Origin of the sequence: Companilactobacillus allii, from assembly GCF_001971585.1 — a bacterium.
GTDB lineage: Bacteria > Bacillota > Bacilli > Lactobacillales > Lactobacillaceae > Companilactobacillus > Companilactobacillus allii.
In genome coordinates, this window is sequence record NZ_CP019323.1 from 2,005,436 (window position 1) to 2,022,104 (window position 16,669).

The following is a 16,669-nucleotide window of genomic DNA, read 5'->3' on the forward strand; positions in this document are numbered from 1 at the left end:
TTACTTAATAAATGCTGTGATAACACCAGCAACAACAACCAACAGTAAACCTGCTGATACGGATACCATTTCTTTATGTGTTTTACGTTCGTGTAAGATATAAACTCCACCCAATGTAGCGATAATTACGTTCATTTGTGAAAGCGTAAATCCCGTTGCTAAACCATTAACATCTGGTCGAGCTGAGATCAAATATGTTAAAGCAGCAAATGCGAAGAAAAATCCACTAATAATATTTGTATATGAACTCTTTGTAGCAAATGGTTTTGATTCTCTATTACTTTTTGTAGCAATTGCAAATATTGTTGCAACCACAGCCATACCTAATGCTTGTGGTAGAAAAGCTTGAAATCCATCTACAGTGATAGCTTGAGGGAAAGCAGAATAACCTAGGTATCCTGCTTCAGCGAATAGAACTAGTAAAACACCCTTAATGGCATTTGAACCACTCTCTGACTTAGTAGCACTCTTCTCACTATATGTTGTTAACCAAACACCAAAAATGATTAAAACGATTGAAAAGAATCCAATCATTTTTGCGCTTCCTGAAGACCATTCACCTAGTACTAAAACACCCCATAGTGATGCTCCAATCAACTGAAATCCAGTTGAAATTGGCATTGTCCTTGAGACACCCATTTCAGAAAAAGCGTAGAATACAAGAATTTGTCCTAATGACCAACATGCACCGGATAAGAATGTGAATAGAAATTCTTTACCGCCAATCATAGGTGTTTGACGAGCCAATGCCACAACTATTGCGGCAATCAATGTACCATACGTAGCTCCAAGAATCTGATTAACTGGTTTTCCACCAAATTTACCTGTTAGAATTGGGAAGAATCCCCATCCTATCATTGGCATAAGACCAATTAGTATGTTTATTGCACTCATCGAAAAAACTCCCTTTTGTAAAATAAAAAACACCAACATAAAAACTGCTAGATCAAAAATCCAGCAGTTTTGATGATGTAAAGTATTATACATGTTAGAGATAACGTTTTCAACAAAATAAATTCGTTTTTCACAAATTATTATTTTGATTTCACAAGTCATCCGTTTTCATAAATTATTTTTTAAAACTTTTCATTTAGTGGTGGAACAACTTGTTTCTTACGTGAAACAACACCAGGTAAGGAAGCTTTATTATCTTCAACCTTAGTATTTAGGGCATTTTCGAAAACAGATACAGCGTTTTCATCACCTAATACTAGTCCAGTAGTATCGCTTGTTAAAATGTTTGTGATTAGTAATACGAATAAGTTGTAACCTTCTGATTTGTTTTCTGATTTAATATCAGCAGTGAATTCTGCTTCTCTCTTTAATGTTTCATCAATATCAACAGTATTTACTTGAGCAATACGAACGTTTTTACCGTTCATTTCAAAGCTCTTAGCATCCATGTCGATTAGTTCTTTAGTTGATTTACTATCAAGGTTTGTTCCTGCTTTAAGCATGTCCAATCCATATGATTCGTAATCAATTCCAGCTGTCTTAGAAAGGCTCTTCAAGGCTGCTTTGTCTTCATCAGTAGTTGTTGGTGATTTCAATAGAAGTGTATCTGAGATAATTGCTGAAGCCATCAAAGCGGCAAGATTGCCAGGTACTTCAACATCTTCTTCATTGTACATTTCCCAAAGAATTGTACTTGTACAACCAACTGGTTGAGCACGGTAATACAAAGGACTAGTAGTTTCAAAGTTAGCGATTCTGTGGTGATCAACCACATGTGTAACCTGAAGGTCACCAATATCGTCTAAACTTTGTTGGCTTTCGTTGTGATCAACAAGCATAACTGACTTAACTTCACCATTAGCAGCTGTAACGATACGTGGGTATTTGTAATCAAACTTGTCAAAAACATATTTTGTTTCTTCGTTAGGTTCACCCAAAGCAACAGCCTCAGTATTAAAACCTAATTCATTTTGTAGATGTGAATATGAGATGGCTGCAACAACAGCATCTGTATCAGGATTCTTGTGTCCAAAAACTAATTCTTTTTCCTTAGTCATTCTATATTTCCCCTTTTTTAATTTATCTTGAAGACTTCAAACGGTCAATATAATTTCTTTCATCCAAGAAATTATCCCATTCGCCAAGAAATTCCTTTATCCGAGGAATCTTCTCTTTATCTTCCCGATATACAAATGATAATTCACTTGATACCGAAGGTTCAAGTGGAGTTTGATAAAGTTTAAACATTGAGGCATGTGCTATGCAAAAACTCAATGGTAAAACCGTGTAAACATCGTCTGAACCTTGTGCAAATTTCAATAATTGATATGGCGATGAAAATCTAGCGATCACTTGTGGCTGATCCACCAATGCATTCCTAAATCTCTCCTGTAAAAGATCAGATAGATAATAATCTTTTACATAGGCTGCCCATGGTTTCTCAATAGCATCCCTATAACTAGCAATACCTTTTTTATAAATTTTTTCGTTATTGTGTACTAGAACAATATTATCATTAATGATTTTCTTTGATTTGTAGATTTTCCAATTTTTAATATTTTTATCGGGTAAATACATGATAGCCAAATCAATTCGATTATTTTCAATATAATCCCAAATTTCTTTTCTAGTTAAAAGATTCAGGTCAATTTCAACATTTGGATTAATTCGGTTATATGCAACAATGAAATCCTCAATAACTACTGATTCGGCTGTCGATAATAATCCTATACTGATGGTCCCAGATTTATCAGATGATTCTTGTTGAATCTGATCAGTCACAGAATTTATTACATCAAAAATCTCATGTGTAGCCTTTAATAATGAAATTCCAGCATCAGTAAGATATATCTTCTTACCCATACTATAAAACAATGGAACACCAACGACTCTTTCAATTTTCTTGATTTGTTGAGTCAAAGCAGGTTGAGTTATTCCTAAAGATTGAGCTGTTTTTGTATAACTCATATTCTTTGTTAATTCGTCAAAATAGTTCAGTGCTTTTGAACTAAATACGCGTCTTGATTTTTCGTCTAACAATAAGACGTCCTCCTAATCATTGTGAAAAGATATTACTAATAGTATGCGTTAATAATACTATATAAACATGAAAATATGTTGATATTTCTAATTACTTTTCAATTATATTCTTCACAAATCTGATTGGATTGCCATCTACGGTTGGATCCATGACAAATGAGCCATTTGAATATCTATCGGCATTTTGATGTGTCTTTTCATCCAAGTCAATTACCTTATTAGTATCCGTGACAATGGACAATTGTTCATTTCCAGTAATATTAGTTACTAGTGATATACGGTGTGGCGCACGTTTCAATTCGCGCAACGTTAATACACCACGTCTAGCTCGACTAGTTAACGGTATTTCAGACAGTTTCATTTGCTTATAAGACCCACGTTGTGTAAGTACCGCAATTTTCTCGCTCTCATCAAGCGTTAAGAAATAACCGACTAGTTTATCGTCATCTTTTAAACTAACGAATTTAACTCCAACTGCCTTACTTCCAACAATTGGAACTTCATCTAGTGGAAATGCTGAAGCATATGAATGCTCTGTAAATACATATACTTGACCCATAATTCCATTTGGTACAAAGTAAACATCCATGACCTTGGCATCTGGAGTCTTCAATTTACTATAGCGACTGGCTCTTGACTTATATGTTCTACCTGGAAGCAGATCACTAAAATCAACTTGCTTAATATAATTCTCACTCGTACCGATCAAAAAGCTGCCTTTTTCATCTAGTGACTTGAATACAAACGCTTTTAGAATAGTCTCGTCATTCGCTAGACCAATCTCTTGTGACAAGTGAGACCCGGTATCTTTCCACTTGTTATCGTCAACTTCAAAAATTTGTCGATATATCATATTACCTTTATCAGTAAAAATGAATAAGTGGTCCAACGTATTAACTTCTTGGTCTAAGACTGGATAATCCTCATCTTTTAATCCATTTGCACCAGCATCAGATGCTTGATATGAGCGTAGACTACTACGTTTTACATAACCATCGTGGCTGACCAACAAACGAACGTCTTCACTAGCAACTAATACACTAGTATCCACTTCAATATCTGATATCTTTGCCTCAATTTTTGTACGACGCTTATCGGCATAAGTATCACGAACATGTTCTAATTCGCTCTTGATTACATTCATCAAGGTATCATGATTGTTAATAATTCGATTTAATGATTCAATTTGCCCAGTTAATTGTTTGTCCTCAGCTTGTAATTCTGTCACATCTGTATTAGTTAAACGATAAAGTTGAAGTGAAACGATTGCTTCTGCCTGTGGCTCAGTGAATTGATATTCCTTAACCAAATTATTCTTAGCATCCGATTTATTTTTACTTCCACGAATCGTACTAATAACCTTATCCAGAATCGACAAAGCCTTAATAAGGCCTTCTACAATATGTAGACGTGTCTTAGCCTTTGCAACATCAAATTTACTACGACGAAGTATGACGTCTTCTTGATGTTTAACATATTCGGTTAATATTTGAACCAATCCTACTTGTTGTGGACGCATATCTGCAATGGCAACCATATTGAAATTATAAGATATTTGTAAGTCTGTATTCTTGAACAAGTAATTCAAAATACCTTGGGCATCAACATCCCGCTTTAATTCAACAACAATCGAAAGGCCCTGACGATCACTCTCATCACGAACTTCAGCAATTCCATCTACCCTTTTTAGAACACGCATGTCGTCCATTTTCTTAACTAATACAGCCTTATTTACTTCATAAGGTATCTCAGTAATGACGATTTGTGATTTATGCCCACGAATTTCTTGAATAGAAGTCTTAGAACGTAAATAAACTTTCCCACGTCCTGTTTTATAGGCTTCTTTAATGCCCTGAGCTCCTTGTAAAATACCACCAGTTGGAAAATCAGGTCCCTTAACGATCTTCATTAAATCTTCAAGTGTAGAATCTGGGTTATCGATCAACTTGATAGTTGCATCAATAACTTCACCTAAATTATGTGGTGGTATTTCAGTAGCATAACCAGCAGAAATACCAGTTGCACCATTCACTAATAAATTGGGAAAACGCGCTGGTAAAACCTTAGGTTCCTTTTCGGTATCATCAAAATTCCACTCCATATCAACGGTCTCTTTAGTGATATCCCTTAACATTTCAGTAGAAATTTTGCTTAATCTTGCTTCTGTATAACGCATAGCAGCAGGTGGATCGCCATCCATTGAACCATTGTTACCGTGCATTTCTATTAATGGGTTTCTCAATTTCCAATCTTGAGATAAACGTACCATGGCTTCATAGATCGATGAATCACCATGCGGATGGAAGTTACCCATTACATTACCGACACCTTTAGCAGACTTTCTAAAACCCTTATCAAAAGTATTTCCATCAACAAACATTGAATACAAAATTCTTCGTTGTACAGGTTTTAAACCATCTCGAATATCAGGTAACGCTCTTTCTTGAATAATTGATTTTGAATATCTCTCAAAACGATCTCCCATTATTTTTTCTAATGGTAAGTCTTGAATTTTAGGAGAATTGTTAGCCAAAATTTATCACCTATTCCTTGTTCAATAAATCGTCAACGATTTTATTATCTACTGGATCTGTATCATCAACTTTTTCCAAAATATTGTCACCCTCTTCAGTACCATTAAAGCGAACGTTTTTTTCGATCCATTCACGTCTTGGCTTAACCTTGTCACCCATAAGAGTAGTTACACGTCTTTCAGCAAGAGCTGTATCGTCAATATTTACACGAATCAATATTCTTGACTCTGGATCCATAGTTGTATTCCACAACTGATCAGCATTCATCTCACCAAGCCCCTTGAATCTTTGTAGTTCATATCCTTTACCCATCTTCTTGATAGCTTCTTGAAGTTCATCAGGAGTCCAACAATACTGCATCTTTGTCTTATCTCCTTTACCTTTTTGAAGTTTATATAAAGGTGGTAATGCAATATAAACATGTCCAGCATCAACTAAAGGTCTCATATAACGATAAAAGAACGTCAAAAGTAATATTTGAATATGTGACCCATCATCATCAGCATCGGTCATAATAATGATTTTGTCGTAGTTTCTGTCTTCCAGTTTGAAATCAGCACCAACTCCGGCACCAATTGTATAAATCATTGTATTGATTTCTTCATTTTTATAAATCTCATCTAATTTTGCTTTTTGTGTATTAAGTACTTTACCTCGTAAGGGTAAGATAGCTTGGAATTTACGATCTCTACCTTGTTTAGCAGAACCACCGGCTGAATCACCCTCAACTAAGAAGAGTTCATTCTTTTTGGCGTTTTTAGACTGGGCTGGAGTTAACTTACCAGACAATAATCCATCAGTCTTTTTATTTTTTTTGCCATTTCTAGTAGTTTCACGAGCTTTTCTAGCCGCCTCACGTGCCTCACGTGCCTTCAGAGCCTTTTTAACAAGAGTTTGGGCCTGTTCCCCATTTTCCATCAAATAAAAGCTCATCTGCTCATAAACTAGCTGATCAACTGCTGATCTAGCTTGAGCTGTTCCAAGTTTACCTTTAGTTTGACCTTCAAACTGAAGGATTTCCTCCGGAATACGTACCGAGATGATTGCAGACAATCCTTCACGGACATCACTACCTTCAAGATTTTTACTGCTTTCCTTTAATAATCCCACTTTTCTAGCGTAATCATTAAAGGCCTTAGTTAATCCTGATTTCATTCCTGATTCATGAGTACCACCATCAGTGGTTCTAACATTATTTACAAATGAAATAATGTTCTCGGAATACCCATCATTATATTGACCTGAGAATTCGATTTCGATATCCGAATTTTCACCTTCAATATAAAAGATTCCACCGATCGTATCTTTGCCTTCATTCAAATATTTAACAAATGATTGAATCCCATCTTCATAATGGAAAACATCGCCATGTTCTTCATCACCACGTAAATCAGTGATAGTAAACTTAACTCCTTTTAACAAAAAGGCTGATTCTCGTAGTCTTTCAGCTAACGTATCATAATTAAATTTAGTTGTTTGAAAGATCGATGCGTCTGGCTTAAAACTAATTGTAGTTCCATTTTCTTCTTTGGTAGTTCCAGTTTTCCTTAACGTACCCACTGGATGCCCACCATTTTCAAAACGTTCTTCGTAAACTTTATGATCACGTACAACACGAACCGTCATCCATTCAGATAAAGCATTAACAACTGACGAACCTACACCGTGCAAACCACCAGACGTTTTGTAGCTATTTTCTGAGAACTTACCACCAGCGTGAAGAACCGTTAGGATAACTTCAATAGTGGGTTTCCCACTAGCATGCATCCCTGTTGGCATTCCACGTCCATGGTCAACAACAGTAATACTGTTATCATGGTTAATTGACACATTTATTTCTTTTCCATATCCTGATAGAGCTTCGTCAACTGCATTATCAACAATTTCGTATACCAAGTGGTGCAGTCCACGTGAATCAGTTGATCCAATGTACATACCTGGTCTCTTACGAACGGCCTCTAAGCCTTCCAAGATCTGGATTGACGAATCATCATAAGATGATTTTGGCATTTATATCATTCCTTTTTTATTAATTACGATCTCAACATTTTACTATTATATCACTATAAACATACATTTCATTATATTTTTGAACGTGTGTTCGCTTTTTATTGCTTTTACTTTTTAGTGGTTTTATTAGATAATGTCTGAGTTGGTATTTTTATTAGCTATAAAAATACCATAGAGTTACAATATACCAAAAAATATAACTAAGAGAGTGATTTTTATAATGAAACTTCTCGTTTGTGCAATTTTAGCATATTTAATAGGCTCATTTCCGACCGCTTATATCGTTGGTAAAGTATTTTTCCATAAAAATATCTTTCAATACGGTAGTGGTAATGTGGGGACGACAAACGCCTATCGAGTATTTGGACCTTTTGCGGGTACCGTAGTTTTAATATTTGATATTTTAAAGGGGACTTTAGGAGCATTGATGCCAGTGTTCTTTGGGCTTGATCGTCATTGGATTTTATTCATTGGGATTTTTGCCGTAGTGGGACATGTATTCTCAATCTTTTTAAAATTTCGGGGAGGTAAAGCTGTTGCAACTAGTGCCGGAATTTTACTAGCTTACAATCCTCTACTATTTACACTCTGCTTCATTTTTCTAGCATTGATTGTCTATCTAACCAGTATGGTCAGTGTAGCAAGCCTTACAACAGTTCTACTATTCACCATTGCCTCATTATTCATGCATGACTGGATTTTAACTGCAGCAGCGGTGATAGTAACTATAATCGTATTTGTTCGTCACATACCCAATATCAAGCGTTTACTGAAAGGTAAGGAAAATCTTGTTCCAATTGGATTAGCCTATAAACGCCAACAAAAAAACGACCATTAATGGTCGCTTTTTTTGTCTAATTATTTAATTGAGATTGAGAAGTATGCTTCAAAAACAGTGTTGTATCAATGGCTTATATGATTTTATTTCATAAGCAACTACATATGCGACTACATAAAATGATTTATAACCAATTTCTACCTATCGTACATTAAGTATGATAAGAATATTATTTTTTAACTTTGTTATTTGAAATCCGATCCGGACGTATACTGCATAGGCAAATATTCATTAGTTGCTATTTTAGCCATCGAAATACCATTGATAGTATCAATTGATGAATATTTAAATGCTTTACCACTTATTACGTCGTCGTTTGATACCCGATTACCTTTTTTATCAAATATCGGAGTTAGCTTATCATCGATATATTTAACAATTACCACATCATTAAATGTTGTCTTGCTAATTGGTACATAGATGTTCGTAGCAATTTTATAATGTGGTTGCCCTTTGATCATAACTATCGAAGAAGACTTCCAAACGGAATTCTTCTTATATAATGTTGGACGTCCAACACCTAAGTTGTCAACACCGTGAGTATCTTCATTTAGCTTGATTACATCTTCAACTTTTGATTTAACAGGTTTCACAGGCGTGTCCTGAGGCTTCGTTTCAGCTTTCTTGTTGAAGATACCACAATCGTAGCTCATATCTTGACTACCTCCACCCCAAGTTGAAGTATACTGCCATCCTATTACATCACCAGATACTCCGACAGCATTAACACCGTAATTTGCTACCCAAGTTGGATGTTTTGAAGCGTTCAAATACCCGTTCCAAAACCAGGATCCCATTGAATATTGGATAATATTAGTATATCCATTTTCTGCCAAATAATTGATAAATGTATCTACATAACCTGCAACCTGGTTCTTATTTAACGAAGAATCTTCAACGTCAACGCAAAGTGGTGTATCCTTAACGAATCCCAAATTAACAACTGATTGTTCAAAGAATTGAGCCTCATTAATTGCATCGGCAATACTTGTTGCCAAAAAGTAATGATAGAATCCTACATTCATGCCAGCAGATAAAGCATTTTTAGCCTGCTCTTTTGATTTAGGATTAACGTAATTTGTTCCAGTTGCACTTCCTTGCGTTGTTTTAATAAATACACTGGAAACTCCAGAATTGATGAAATCTTGAAAGAATCCCAAATCTGAACGTTGATAACTTGAAATATCCGCAAAATATTCGGTCATATTAGTCTCTCCTTATATTGACATTAGACTCATATTTTGGAGGTGTGACCTCTGTTAATTTTGTCGACGAACTAGTGTCGTTGTCTAAGTCGTAGCCCCCGAATGTTGCCTTAATCCCAGTGAATAGTCCAGCGGTCCAACCACCGACTAGGAAACCGGCTAATCCAGCTTTAACAATATCATTATCGTGATATGCTAAAGCAACAATGATTCCAATCAAAATGCCCACAGCCATTGAAATAAACGGCATATAGGCATTTTTGATTTTTGTTTTTTTAATTCCACTTGTTAAAACATAACAACATAATGCTATCAGCGCCAATTCACTAGCATTGATTAAATCTAAATTTTGAATTATATTCATTAACTTTCCTCCCACAAATCAAATTTATTGTTAAGTTCACCCATTTGCTTGTTTAATGCATCAATTGTTTTACCTTGATTTTCAATAATATTGCTTTGATAATCAATTTTTAATTGCAAATCGTTAACTTGGTCCTTTAGGTCATCTCGCTCTTGAGTTATCTGATCTAATCTTTCAAATAATTCTTTTGTATGATCAGCATATACGCTCTCATTTGAACCTTGATTTTTAAGTTTAGCTTGCCAAACGTTAAAGAATCCTGTCATGACACCACCACCGATTGCCGAGACAACTGCTACCATGATATTCGTCATCGATGATTACTCCAAGCTGATTCGAAAGTGATTCGCGTGGCCACAAATATAATTAATATCGTATCTAAATGTGGCATGAACATTGGCGCATAATAATCGTGAATCAAGAATATTATCGAATAAAAGACCCAAACTAATGACAGCAAAAATATGATTATTAATCTCATCTTTCCATCAACTGGACCATTCGACATTATGCTTACAAATATTCCAATCAGAATTAGAACAATCGCAAAAAATGGTTTATTAACTATATCAATTATTTCAGGTGCGTGTGGTGGTCTGTCAACGAAGTTATCTGACATTGCGAAACAAATGCCCAGTGCCAGAGTTTCAAGCCCGGTGAAGAACCATAAGCGATTCTGTCTTATGTATCTCAATTTAATCACCTCTTTAAATTAAAAAGGCTAGCTTACGCTAGTCGTCAGTAAATTCGTCACCTGTAATGGCTTTAAAATCTTCCTTTGATATGACAGAAGGAATATATCCAGTAATATCTTCCTTCTTTAAAGTTCCCCATCCAAATTCCATTTTTAGTAAGTTAATCATATTCTGTTCCTCCTATTTAGTTGTAGTTTCTGTTGTTGATGCTGGTGTTGATAATGTAATAACTTGTTTTGTTAATTCAGTGATAGCGGACTGCATGTCTGTCTTATCTTGTTTAAGTTGAATATTATCTCGAGCCAAATCCAAATTCTGCTTGGTAACTTCTGTAACTGCTGATTGAAGTTGTCCAACTGTCAAGGTTTGATTTAAACCTTGCTTTGTCAATTCAGTGATTGCATTCTGATTTTCTTCATCGGGTGTTTGATTACTTGAGATATGAACTAACTTGTTATCAGATTCTCGAATTGTCCAATTTGACATATCTGAAATATTAAAGGCTGGATCACTCTCAATGAGAATCCAGCCCTTTGATGTGTCTTGATTTAATGAATATGGGTAACTGATATATTCATATATTCCATTATCATTTAATTTAACGGCAATTTTTGACATTATTCTACCTTCGAATCATAAAGATACGTTTTGACCTGTTCAATTCTTGCAAATAGACGTTCGGTATCGTTCTTAACACTTTGAACATATACGTTTGATTTAATAGCATTTTTTTGGATTAATATTGAGCTACCCGTACCTGATACAAAACTGTCATTTAAGGATGTACCTGCTACCCCATCACTGGTGCCTATCTTCCATCCACTGAATGAAGCGGGACTTATCACAACTAAATCAGAAATTGAGTTTCCGTCAATTAGTTTCTCTTTTGAAATTTTAATTGATGTGTTAAAAGTCATTTTTGCTGTATTATCTTTAATAATAAAAGTATCACTATTCAAATAGTAAAGATGGTTACTTAAGGTCACCTCAATTCCGCCACCAACATTAGAAAATCCATTGATTAAATTAGATAATTTTGCAGAATCGTTAGTTGATCCATCGAACAGAATTGTTCCATCAGGTAAGTACTGAGTTATCGGCGTACTAAGAATTTCAAAAGAATTAATGGTATTAACCACAATGTCGTAATAAGCACCGCTATTTTCCCCACTTGCCATATTTAGATCATATCCACTAACACTTTGAATATCTAATGTATTATCAGACTTTAATTTAATAATAATTTTTGGTTTTAAAACGGCCCCACTACTATTAATATTTTCTCCCATTCCATCAAGTGAAATTGAAATATCATTCCCAGTAGATAGGTCAACTTTCTTTAAAGAAATGGGAATAGGCGTTGTTGTGATAAATTTACTTACCTTAAAAGAATTACTTCTATCATATATCAATGGTATTGATGTTGATGTGCCCTTAACTCCTTTTATAACAGCAGTTCTTTTCAATGAGATATTAAATTGCAGCCCATCATATAAGTACTCAGAATTCGTTCCCAAAGCACTAGCAATATTCAACTTATTAATCTGACTAATATCATAATTAGAACCTGAATTTGACCATATGATTTTGGTGGAACCAATATAATTTGTATAATCTGCATCTAATCCAGTTGAATCAGTGGGCATTGTTCCTCCTCCCCCACTAGTACCACCACTAAACTCTGAATTTTTAAAAATAGTTGCTAAATCAAGCGTATTACCATCTCCAACAGGCTTTGAAATGACAACGTTTCCTTTTTTATCTTCATATTGTGCTGACAAAAAAGCATGTGATGCGACTCTCGCTGTCCTTGTTAGCTTATTTGATGTAGCCATGTTTAATTACCTGCCTTTTCCGACTCGTCAATTGCTGAATTTAAAGTATCTATTTTGGTAGAAACTGTTGCATCATCGAAATTATCATTGGTATCTAATTTATCAACAACATCAGAGATTGTTGTCTGTGATTCCTCTTTTGTTAAAAATGCAGTTGAAAGATTTAAAAAATTTTTATCGTCCTTCTTCAAATAAACTTTAGTACCATCAGCTTTTGTATAATAGGCTCCCGTAATTAATCTAGTAGCAAGCTTCCCCACTTTGGTTAACATATTCATTAGACAATTCCTCCTTCTGACTCAGTTATGTAGTCATTCAATTCATCGATTCTAGCTGATACAACATGATCTAATATCAAATTATCAACGTTAATTGTTATCTGTCCACTGTCCAAAGCCGATTGCATTGTTCCAATAACGGTGTCGTTTGTTAAAATATTGTTACTTTTAATTTGAGAATCAATCCCATTCATTCTCTTTTGAGCATCGTCAATACTTGCATTAACAGCAGTTAACTTATTATTTGAAATACTAATAAATTGATCAACTTTGTCAGTTCCTGCTTTCAATTTTTCATTTGCATTGTCAATTGATTCTTGAACTTGAATTTTTAAATTGTTTAACGAATCAGAAATAACAACAGATTCGAAATTCAATAAATAATTTAGTTGTTTATCTGCATTTGTTTCCATTTCTTTTATATGAAATAAAGCTCGTTGATATTCAGACATATAAAAAGCCAATGCGCGTGGATAGCTCACGTCATTGGCAATAATATTAATCGTAAAATCTAATGTTGTTAAAACATTGGTTCTATCAGCATTTTCAATAACGAAATGAGCCGTCTTGTATCTTCCTGCAACCTGAGAGATCACTGCACTTGGTTTCCAAGTTAATCGTCCTAAATTTGCTTGAGTTGTGTCAAATATTTCATCATCTGAAATTTCTGCTTCACTCGCGTCTTTACCAGCAAAACGTATAACAACATTCGTTAAATCAACTGGACCATCTTTTGTGAGAAACAAGCAATTAATATGCTGCATGCCAGATTGACCTTGTCGAATGTTAACTTGTTCAAATATGCGCTCTTTTGTTAATGTGTTAACAACATTTTGCGGTGAATGAGTGTCCTCGTCTATTGTTGATTCGTGAGTCAAATAGAATGTCTTAGAATTATCCAAATAAAAAATTAGTGGTTGTTCTAATGGTATATCTGTATTTAACTTCTCATAATTTGGACTAGCCGGATTTTGAAGAGGCGGTATAACTGACATTCCATTTTCTGTTGTCGTTCCAAGATCTACCATAATTTAGTCCCCTTCCTTTACAATATTATTATTTAATTCATCAATTTTGAGTGATGTTTTAGGATCTGTAATGTCATCATTAATATCAACATTTGATGTCTTATCTCCCGTATAGCTAGGTGGAAAGACACCGCCAGCATTTGGCTTATATTGAATTTTACTTTGAATGTTTTCTAATTCATGCTCTAAATTATTTATTTTAATGTCTACGTCTGACTTTTTATAATATCCGTCAACCTGATTAGATATAATCTCTGATAAATCAATATCCTTTTTTTCAGCGAATTTATCCAAATAAGATTCAATTTCATTAATCCAGTCGATCATAGAGTTCATTTTTCTGGTAATCAACTGAATATAATCTCTTATTTCATCCCAATTCTTATTAGTAGTATCAAAGATATTATCATCGGATAATGATCCCCAGTTGCTAATAAGTTGATTAACACTGATATGTGCATTGTCAGAGAATTTGGGCCTTAAAATACTTTTATTTGCATCAACCAAGTTATATCTAGTAGCATTTTCAGAACCTTGTTTTTGAAGATAAAATTGACCATTATCCTGGTCAACAAAAATATTTGTTTTATCCTTATCACCATTCTTACTTTGACTTTTAGCAGCATAAATTGCAGGAAACTCGCTTGCCAATACCGAATCCGGAAAATCACTAACATTTATCAAAAAAGCACCTCCTAATTTGTAATTATTTTATATGCTGAATTTCTAGCATTACTATTAAGCTGAGATAAAGTATCTGCAAAATCACCGATAATATTTCCGAATGTAATTTCTGGTTCTTTATTAGTAGGCGAATGAAGATACTTTGTAATTTCAATTATTCGAGCAGAAATGTCTATATCATATCTATCTTTAATGAATCCTGAATTTCCTATTCCCACGTCATTCACTGACTGGAGTAGGTTATTTTTTTTGAATTCGTGATACTCCAAAGTGATTTGGGTTAATGGATAATCTTGCAACTTGTCTTTCATATGCTGAAGTAACTCATCTTTCGAAGATGCTGAATCATCTGTAAAATATTCATCGTCAATAATTCCATATAGATTTACATGTGGTGAAGTATATTCCGCAGTTATAACTTGCTCTGAATCGTCTCCATTCATTGAATCACTAGAATTTTTATCACTTGAATCAATTTTTTGACTGAATTCACCTAAAATATGTGTCTTAATAGATGTGTCATCATTCGTTGTACTAATTTTTGAAACATTTCCACTATCGACAAATGCAAAAGAATTATCACTACCAATTTTCTTAAAAAGATTAATGTGATAATTATCTACTGTAAATTCATATCCATAATCACTAACCCCATCGTTTAGAAATAAATCAAGGGCGTTTCCATCAGGTTCTTGATCAAAATTATACATTTCGAAATCATCGTAGATATTAAAGGTAAACTTAGTACCTGAAGTTATATATGACATGAATTGACCTATGGACCACTGAACCGAATCGTCTTTTTCATCTGAACTATCATCTTTAATTTCTTCAGGCTGCACATCATATTTGTCAGAAAAGTCAAAATTTGTCTGTTCAACCCATCCATTTGTAGATACACGATACCAAGACTTGCCTCCTGCCCCATCACTAACAGATCCATTAATTCTCCATTGAGTACCATTTTCAAGTTCCTGACCGGTCATTTTTTGAGGTGATACAGGAGAATCAAATACTTGAACTGATTTAGCAGAATCATCAATTTTTTGTGGTTTTACGTCTGAGGCACTTGAGAAATCAAATACTTCCTGCGTTACCCATTGATTAACACCGACACGATACCAAGATTTTCCTTGTGCTCCGCTGGATACCTCTGCTGTTATTTTCCATGTTGTTTTATTAGGCAGCTGTCGTCCAAGTTTGTGTTGGGGAGAAAATGGTGCATCGTACAATTCGGAAGATTTTTTATCGTCGTCATCTTTTGAAGATTTTTCAGGTAGTTTTATTGTTCCTTTTCCTAAAACCACTGTCACTTCATGCTCTTCTGGTTTTACGTCACTATCTTTATCAAAGGTAAGATATTTATCCGATACCCACTGATTAGTACCTACTGAATACCAATTAACATTATCAATAGACTTCACTAAATTAATTTTCCACATAGTTCCATTAGACAAGTGGCTAACAATATTGCTTCCACCTGGAGCACTGTATGTGGGTGCTCCACCATCTTCCATAGTGTTGATTGTCCCAATGGCATTGCCTGTAGGAGTCGCTTCACCGTTATTGATAGTATTGGAATCATCAGATGCTGTAACCTTTATGGTCCCACGGCCAAGTACTTTAGTTATGGTTGGATTCTCCGGTTTTACGTCACCATCTTTATCGAATGAAATATATTTTTCATTAATCCACTCATTAGTAGCAACACGATACCATTTAGTAGAATTAACAACTACTTGTTTATCAATTTTCCAATCAGATCCATTAGATAATCTAGTTGACAATATTTTACCTGCAACTGGAGCACTGTATATAGGCGCTCCGCCATCTTCCATAGTGTTGATTGTTCCTATAGCATTGCCTGTAGAAGTTTCTTCAGTATTAGATACTTTCGATGTAGCTGGCTTATGAATAACACGATCATTCAAATCATGAAGTACATGATATGCAGTGATATTCTTTTCCTTAACAATTCCTAGAGAATCTTCACTACGATTTAATATTCTGTATTGTTGACCATTATCTGATAACTCAAGAATTGAACGTTCTTGAATCATTTGAAACCCAACGTCATTTTCATCAAAATCATAAACAGTGGTATCCAATTGAGCTACTGCATTAACTTTTTCATTCAATTTAATCTCACCATAATTGATTAACGGTGCAGCCTTATTTCTTAAATCATAAATTGTAAGCATATA

17 protein-coding genes are annotated in these 16,669 nt (G+C 34.5%); 1 reads left to right on the plus strand and 16 read right to left on the minus strand.

Annotation, left to right across the window (positions count from 1 at the left end; translation table 11 throughout):
• The 5 genes from rbsU to parE all read right to left on the minus strand — a co-directional run bounded on the left by rbsU (window position 1) and on the right by parE (window position 7,538).
• On the minus strand, window positions 1-894 hold the full coding sequence (gene rbsU / locus BTM29_RS09890) for a ribose/proton symporter RbsU (RefSeq protein ID WP_076616907.1): 894 nt from the start codon (window positions 892-894) through the stop codon (window positions 1-3).
• 182 nt (window positions 895-1,076) lie between these two features.
• The gene (locus tag BTM29_RS09895) at window positions 1,077-2,012 is read right to left on the minus strand and encodes a manganese-dependent inorganic pyrophosphatase (RefSeq protein WP_076616911.1); all 936 of its coding nucleotides are present in this window, start codon (window positions 2,010-2,012) and stop codon (window positions 1,077-1,079) included.
• A gap of 22 nt (window positions 2,013-2,034) precedes the next feature.
• Window positions 2,035-2,994, minus strand: a complete 960-nt coding sequence (locus BTM29_RS09900) for a LysR family transcriptional regulator (protein WP_076616915.1) — start codon at window positions 2,992-2,994, stop codon at window positions 2,035-2,037.
• A gap of 91 nt (window positions 2,995-3,085) precedes the next feature.
• Window positions 3,086-5,527 carry a DNA topoisomerase IV subunit A gene (gene parC / locus BTM29_RS09905; protein WP_120270393.1) on the minus strand — a complete coding sequence of 814 codons (2,442 nt, stop codon included), beginning with the start codon at window positions 5,525-5,527 and terminating at the stop codon, window positions 3,086-3,088.
• 10 nt (window positions 5,528-5,537) lie between these two features.
• Entirely contained in the window at window positions 5,538-7,538 is a 2,001-nt protein-coding gene (gene parE / locus BTM29_RS09910; RefSeq protein WP_076616922.1) for a DNA topoisomerase IV subunit B, read from the minus strand.
• A 220-nt stretch (window positions 7,539-7,758) separates the two neighbouring features.
• Between parE and plsY the strand changes: the two genes are divergently transcribed.
• Window positions 7,759-8,376, plus strand: a complete 618-nt coding sequence (plsY, locus tag BTM29_RS09915) for a glycerol-3-phosphate 1-O-acyltransferase PlsY (RefSeq protein WP_076616925.1) — start codon at window positions 7,759-7,761, stop codon at window positions 8,374-8,376.
• A 185-nt stretch (window positions 8,377-8,561) separates the two neighbouring features.
• Here plsY and BTM29_RS09920 read toward each other — a convergent pair whose 3' ends face one another.
• The 11 genes from BTM29_RS09920 to BTM29_RS09970 are packed head-to-tail and all read right to left on the minus strand — an operon-like array spanning window position 8,562 to window position 16,666.
• Window positions 8,562-9,581 carry a GH25 family lysozyme gene (locus BTM29_RS09920; RefSeq protein ID WP_076616929.1) on the minus strand — a complete coding sequence of 340 codons (1,020 nt, stop codon included), beginning with the start codon at window positions 9,579-9,581 and terminating at the stop codon, window positions 8,562-8,564.
• Window position 9,582: 1 nt separating this feature from the next.
• Window positions 9,583-9,945 (minus strand): phage holin family protein, encoded by a 363-nt coding sequence (locus tag BTM29_RS09925; protein ID WP_076616933.1) that lies wholly within the window; start codon window positions 9,943-9,945, stop codon window positions 9,583-9,585.
• On the minus strand, window positions 9,945-10,259 hold the full coding sequence (locus tag BTM29_RS09930; protein ID WP_076616937.1) for a hypothetical protein: 315 nt from the start codon (window positions 10,257-10,259) through the stop codon (window positions 9,945-9,947). Before BTM29_RS09930 ends, BTM29_RS09925 begins: the two co-directional genes overlap by 1 nt.
• Window positions 10,256-10,639 carry a hypothetical protein gene (locus BTM29_RS09935; RefSeq protein ID WP_076616942.1) on the minus strand — a complete coding sequence of 128 codons (384 nt, stop codon included), beginning with the start codon at window positions 10,637-10,639 and terminating at the stop codon, window positions 10,256-10,258. The genes BTM29_RS09930 and BTM29_RS09935 overlap by 4 nt, the downstream gene beginning before the upstream one ends.
• 37 nt (window positions 10,640-10,676) lie before the next feature.
• Entirely contained in the window at window positions 10,677-10,808 is a 132-nt protein-coding gene (locus BTM29_RS12730) for an XkdX family protein (RefSeq protein ID WP_120270396.1), read from the minus strand.
• 12 nt (window positions 10,809-10,820) lie between these two features.
• Window positions 10,821-11,258, minus strand: coding sequence for a hypothetical protein (locus tag BTM29_RS09945; protein ID WP_076616946.1), 438 nt, complete (start codon window positions 11,256-11,258; stop codon window positions 10,821-10,823).
• The gene (locus BTM29_RS09950; protein WP_076616950.1) at window positions 11,258-12,475 is read right to left on the minus strand and encodes a hypothetical protein; all 1,218 of its coding nucleotides are present in this window, start codon (window positions 12,473-12,475) and stop codon (window positions 11,258-11,260) included. Before BTM29_RS09950 ends, BTM29_RS09945 begins: the two co-directional genes overlap by 1 nt.
• A gap of 2 nt (window positions 12,476-12,477) precedes the next feature.
• The gene (locus BTM29_RS09955) at window positions 12,478-12,753 is read right to left on the minus strand and encodes a hypothetical protein (RefSeq protein ID WP_076616953.1); all 276 of its coding nucleotides are present in this window, start codon (window positions 12,751-12,753) and stop codon (window positions 12,478-12,480) included.
• Window positions 12,753-13,781: a BppU family phage baseplate upper protein gene (locus tag BTM29_RS09960; RefSeq protein ID WP_076616956.1), complete on the minus strand. Its 1,029-nt coding sequence runs from the start codon at window positions 13,779-13,781 to the stop codon at window positions 12,753-12,755. Before BTM29_RS09960 ends, BTM29_RS09955 begins: the two co-directional genes overlap by 1 nt.
• Window positions 13,782-13,784: 3 nt before the next feature.
• Window positions 13,785-14,465, minus strand: a complete 681-nt coding sequence (locus tag BTM29_RS09965; protein WP_076616959.1) for a hypothetical protein — start codon at window positions 14,463-14,465, stop codon at window positions 13,785-13,787.
• A gap of 11 nt (window positions 14,466-14,476) precedes the next feature.
• Complete coding sequence (locus tag BTM29_RS09970; RefSeq protein ID WP_076616963.1) at window positions 14,477-16,666, minus strand: prophage endopeptidase tail family protein; 2,190 nt, start codon at window positions 16,664-16,666, stop codon at window positions 14,477-14,479.
• Between the last annotated feature and the right edge of the window lie 3 nt (window positions 16,667-16,669).

Coding starts and splice junctions, on each gene's coding strand:
- rbsU (WP_076616907.1), bottom strand. CDS start 894: ATGAGTGCAATAAACATACTAATTGGTCTTATGCCAATGATAGGATGG.
- BTM29_RS09895 (WP_076616911.1), bottom strand. CDS start 2,012: ATGACTAAGGAAAAAGAATTAGTTTTTGGACACAAGAATCCTGATACA.
- parE (WP_076616922.1), bottom strand. CDS start 7,538: ATGCCAAAATCATCTTATGATGATTCGTCAATCCAGATCTTGGAAGGC.
- plsY (WP_076616925.1), top strand. CDS start 7,759: ATGAAACTTCTCGTTTGTGCAATTTTAGCATATTTAATAGGCTCATTT.
- BTM29_RS09920 (WP_076616929.1), bottom strand. CDS start 9,581: ATGACCGAATATTTTGCGGATATTTCAAGTTATCAACGTTCAGATTTG.
- BTM29_RS09925 (WP_076616933.1), bottom strand. CDS start 9,945: ATGAATATAATTCAAAATTTAGATTTAATCAATGCTAGTGAATTGGCG.
- BTM29_RS09930 (WP_076616937.1), bottom strand. CDS start 10,259: ATGACGAATATCATGGTAGCAGTTGTCTCGGCAATCGGTGGTGGTGTC.
- BTM29_RS12730 (WP_120270396.1), bottom strand. CDS start 10,808: ATGATTAACTTACTAAAAATGGAATTTGGATGGGGAACTTTAAAGAAG.
- BTM29_RS09945 (WP_076616946.1), bottom strand. CDS start 11,258: ATGTCAAAAATTGCCGTTAAATTAAATGATAATGGAATATATGAATAT.
- BTM29_RS09950 (WP_076616950.1), bottom strand. CDS start 12,475: ATGGCTACATCAAATAAGCTAACAAGGACAGCGAGAGTCGCATCACAT.
- BTM29_RS09955 (WP_076616953.1), bottom strand. CDS start 12,753: ATGAATATGTTAACCAAAGTGGGGAAGCTTGCTACTAGATTAATTACG.
- BTM29_RS09960 (WP_076616956.1), bottom strand. CDS start 13,781: ATGGTAGATCTTGGAACGACAACAGAAAATGGAATGTCAGTTATACCG.
- BTM29_RS09970 (WP_076616963.1), bottom strand. CDS start 16,666: ATGCTTACAATTTATGATTTAAGAAATAAGGCTGCACCGTTAATCAAT.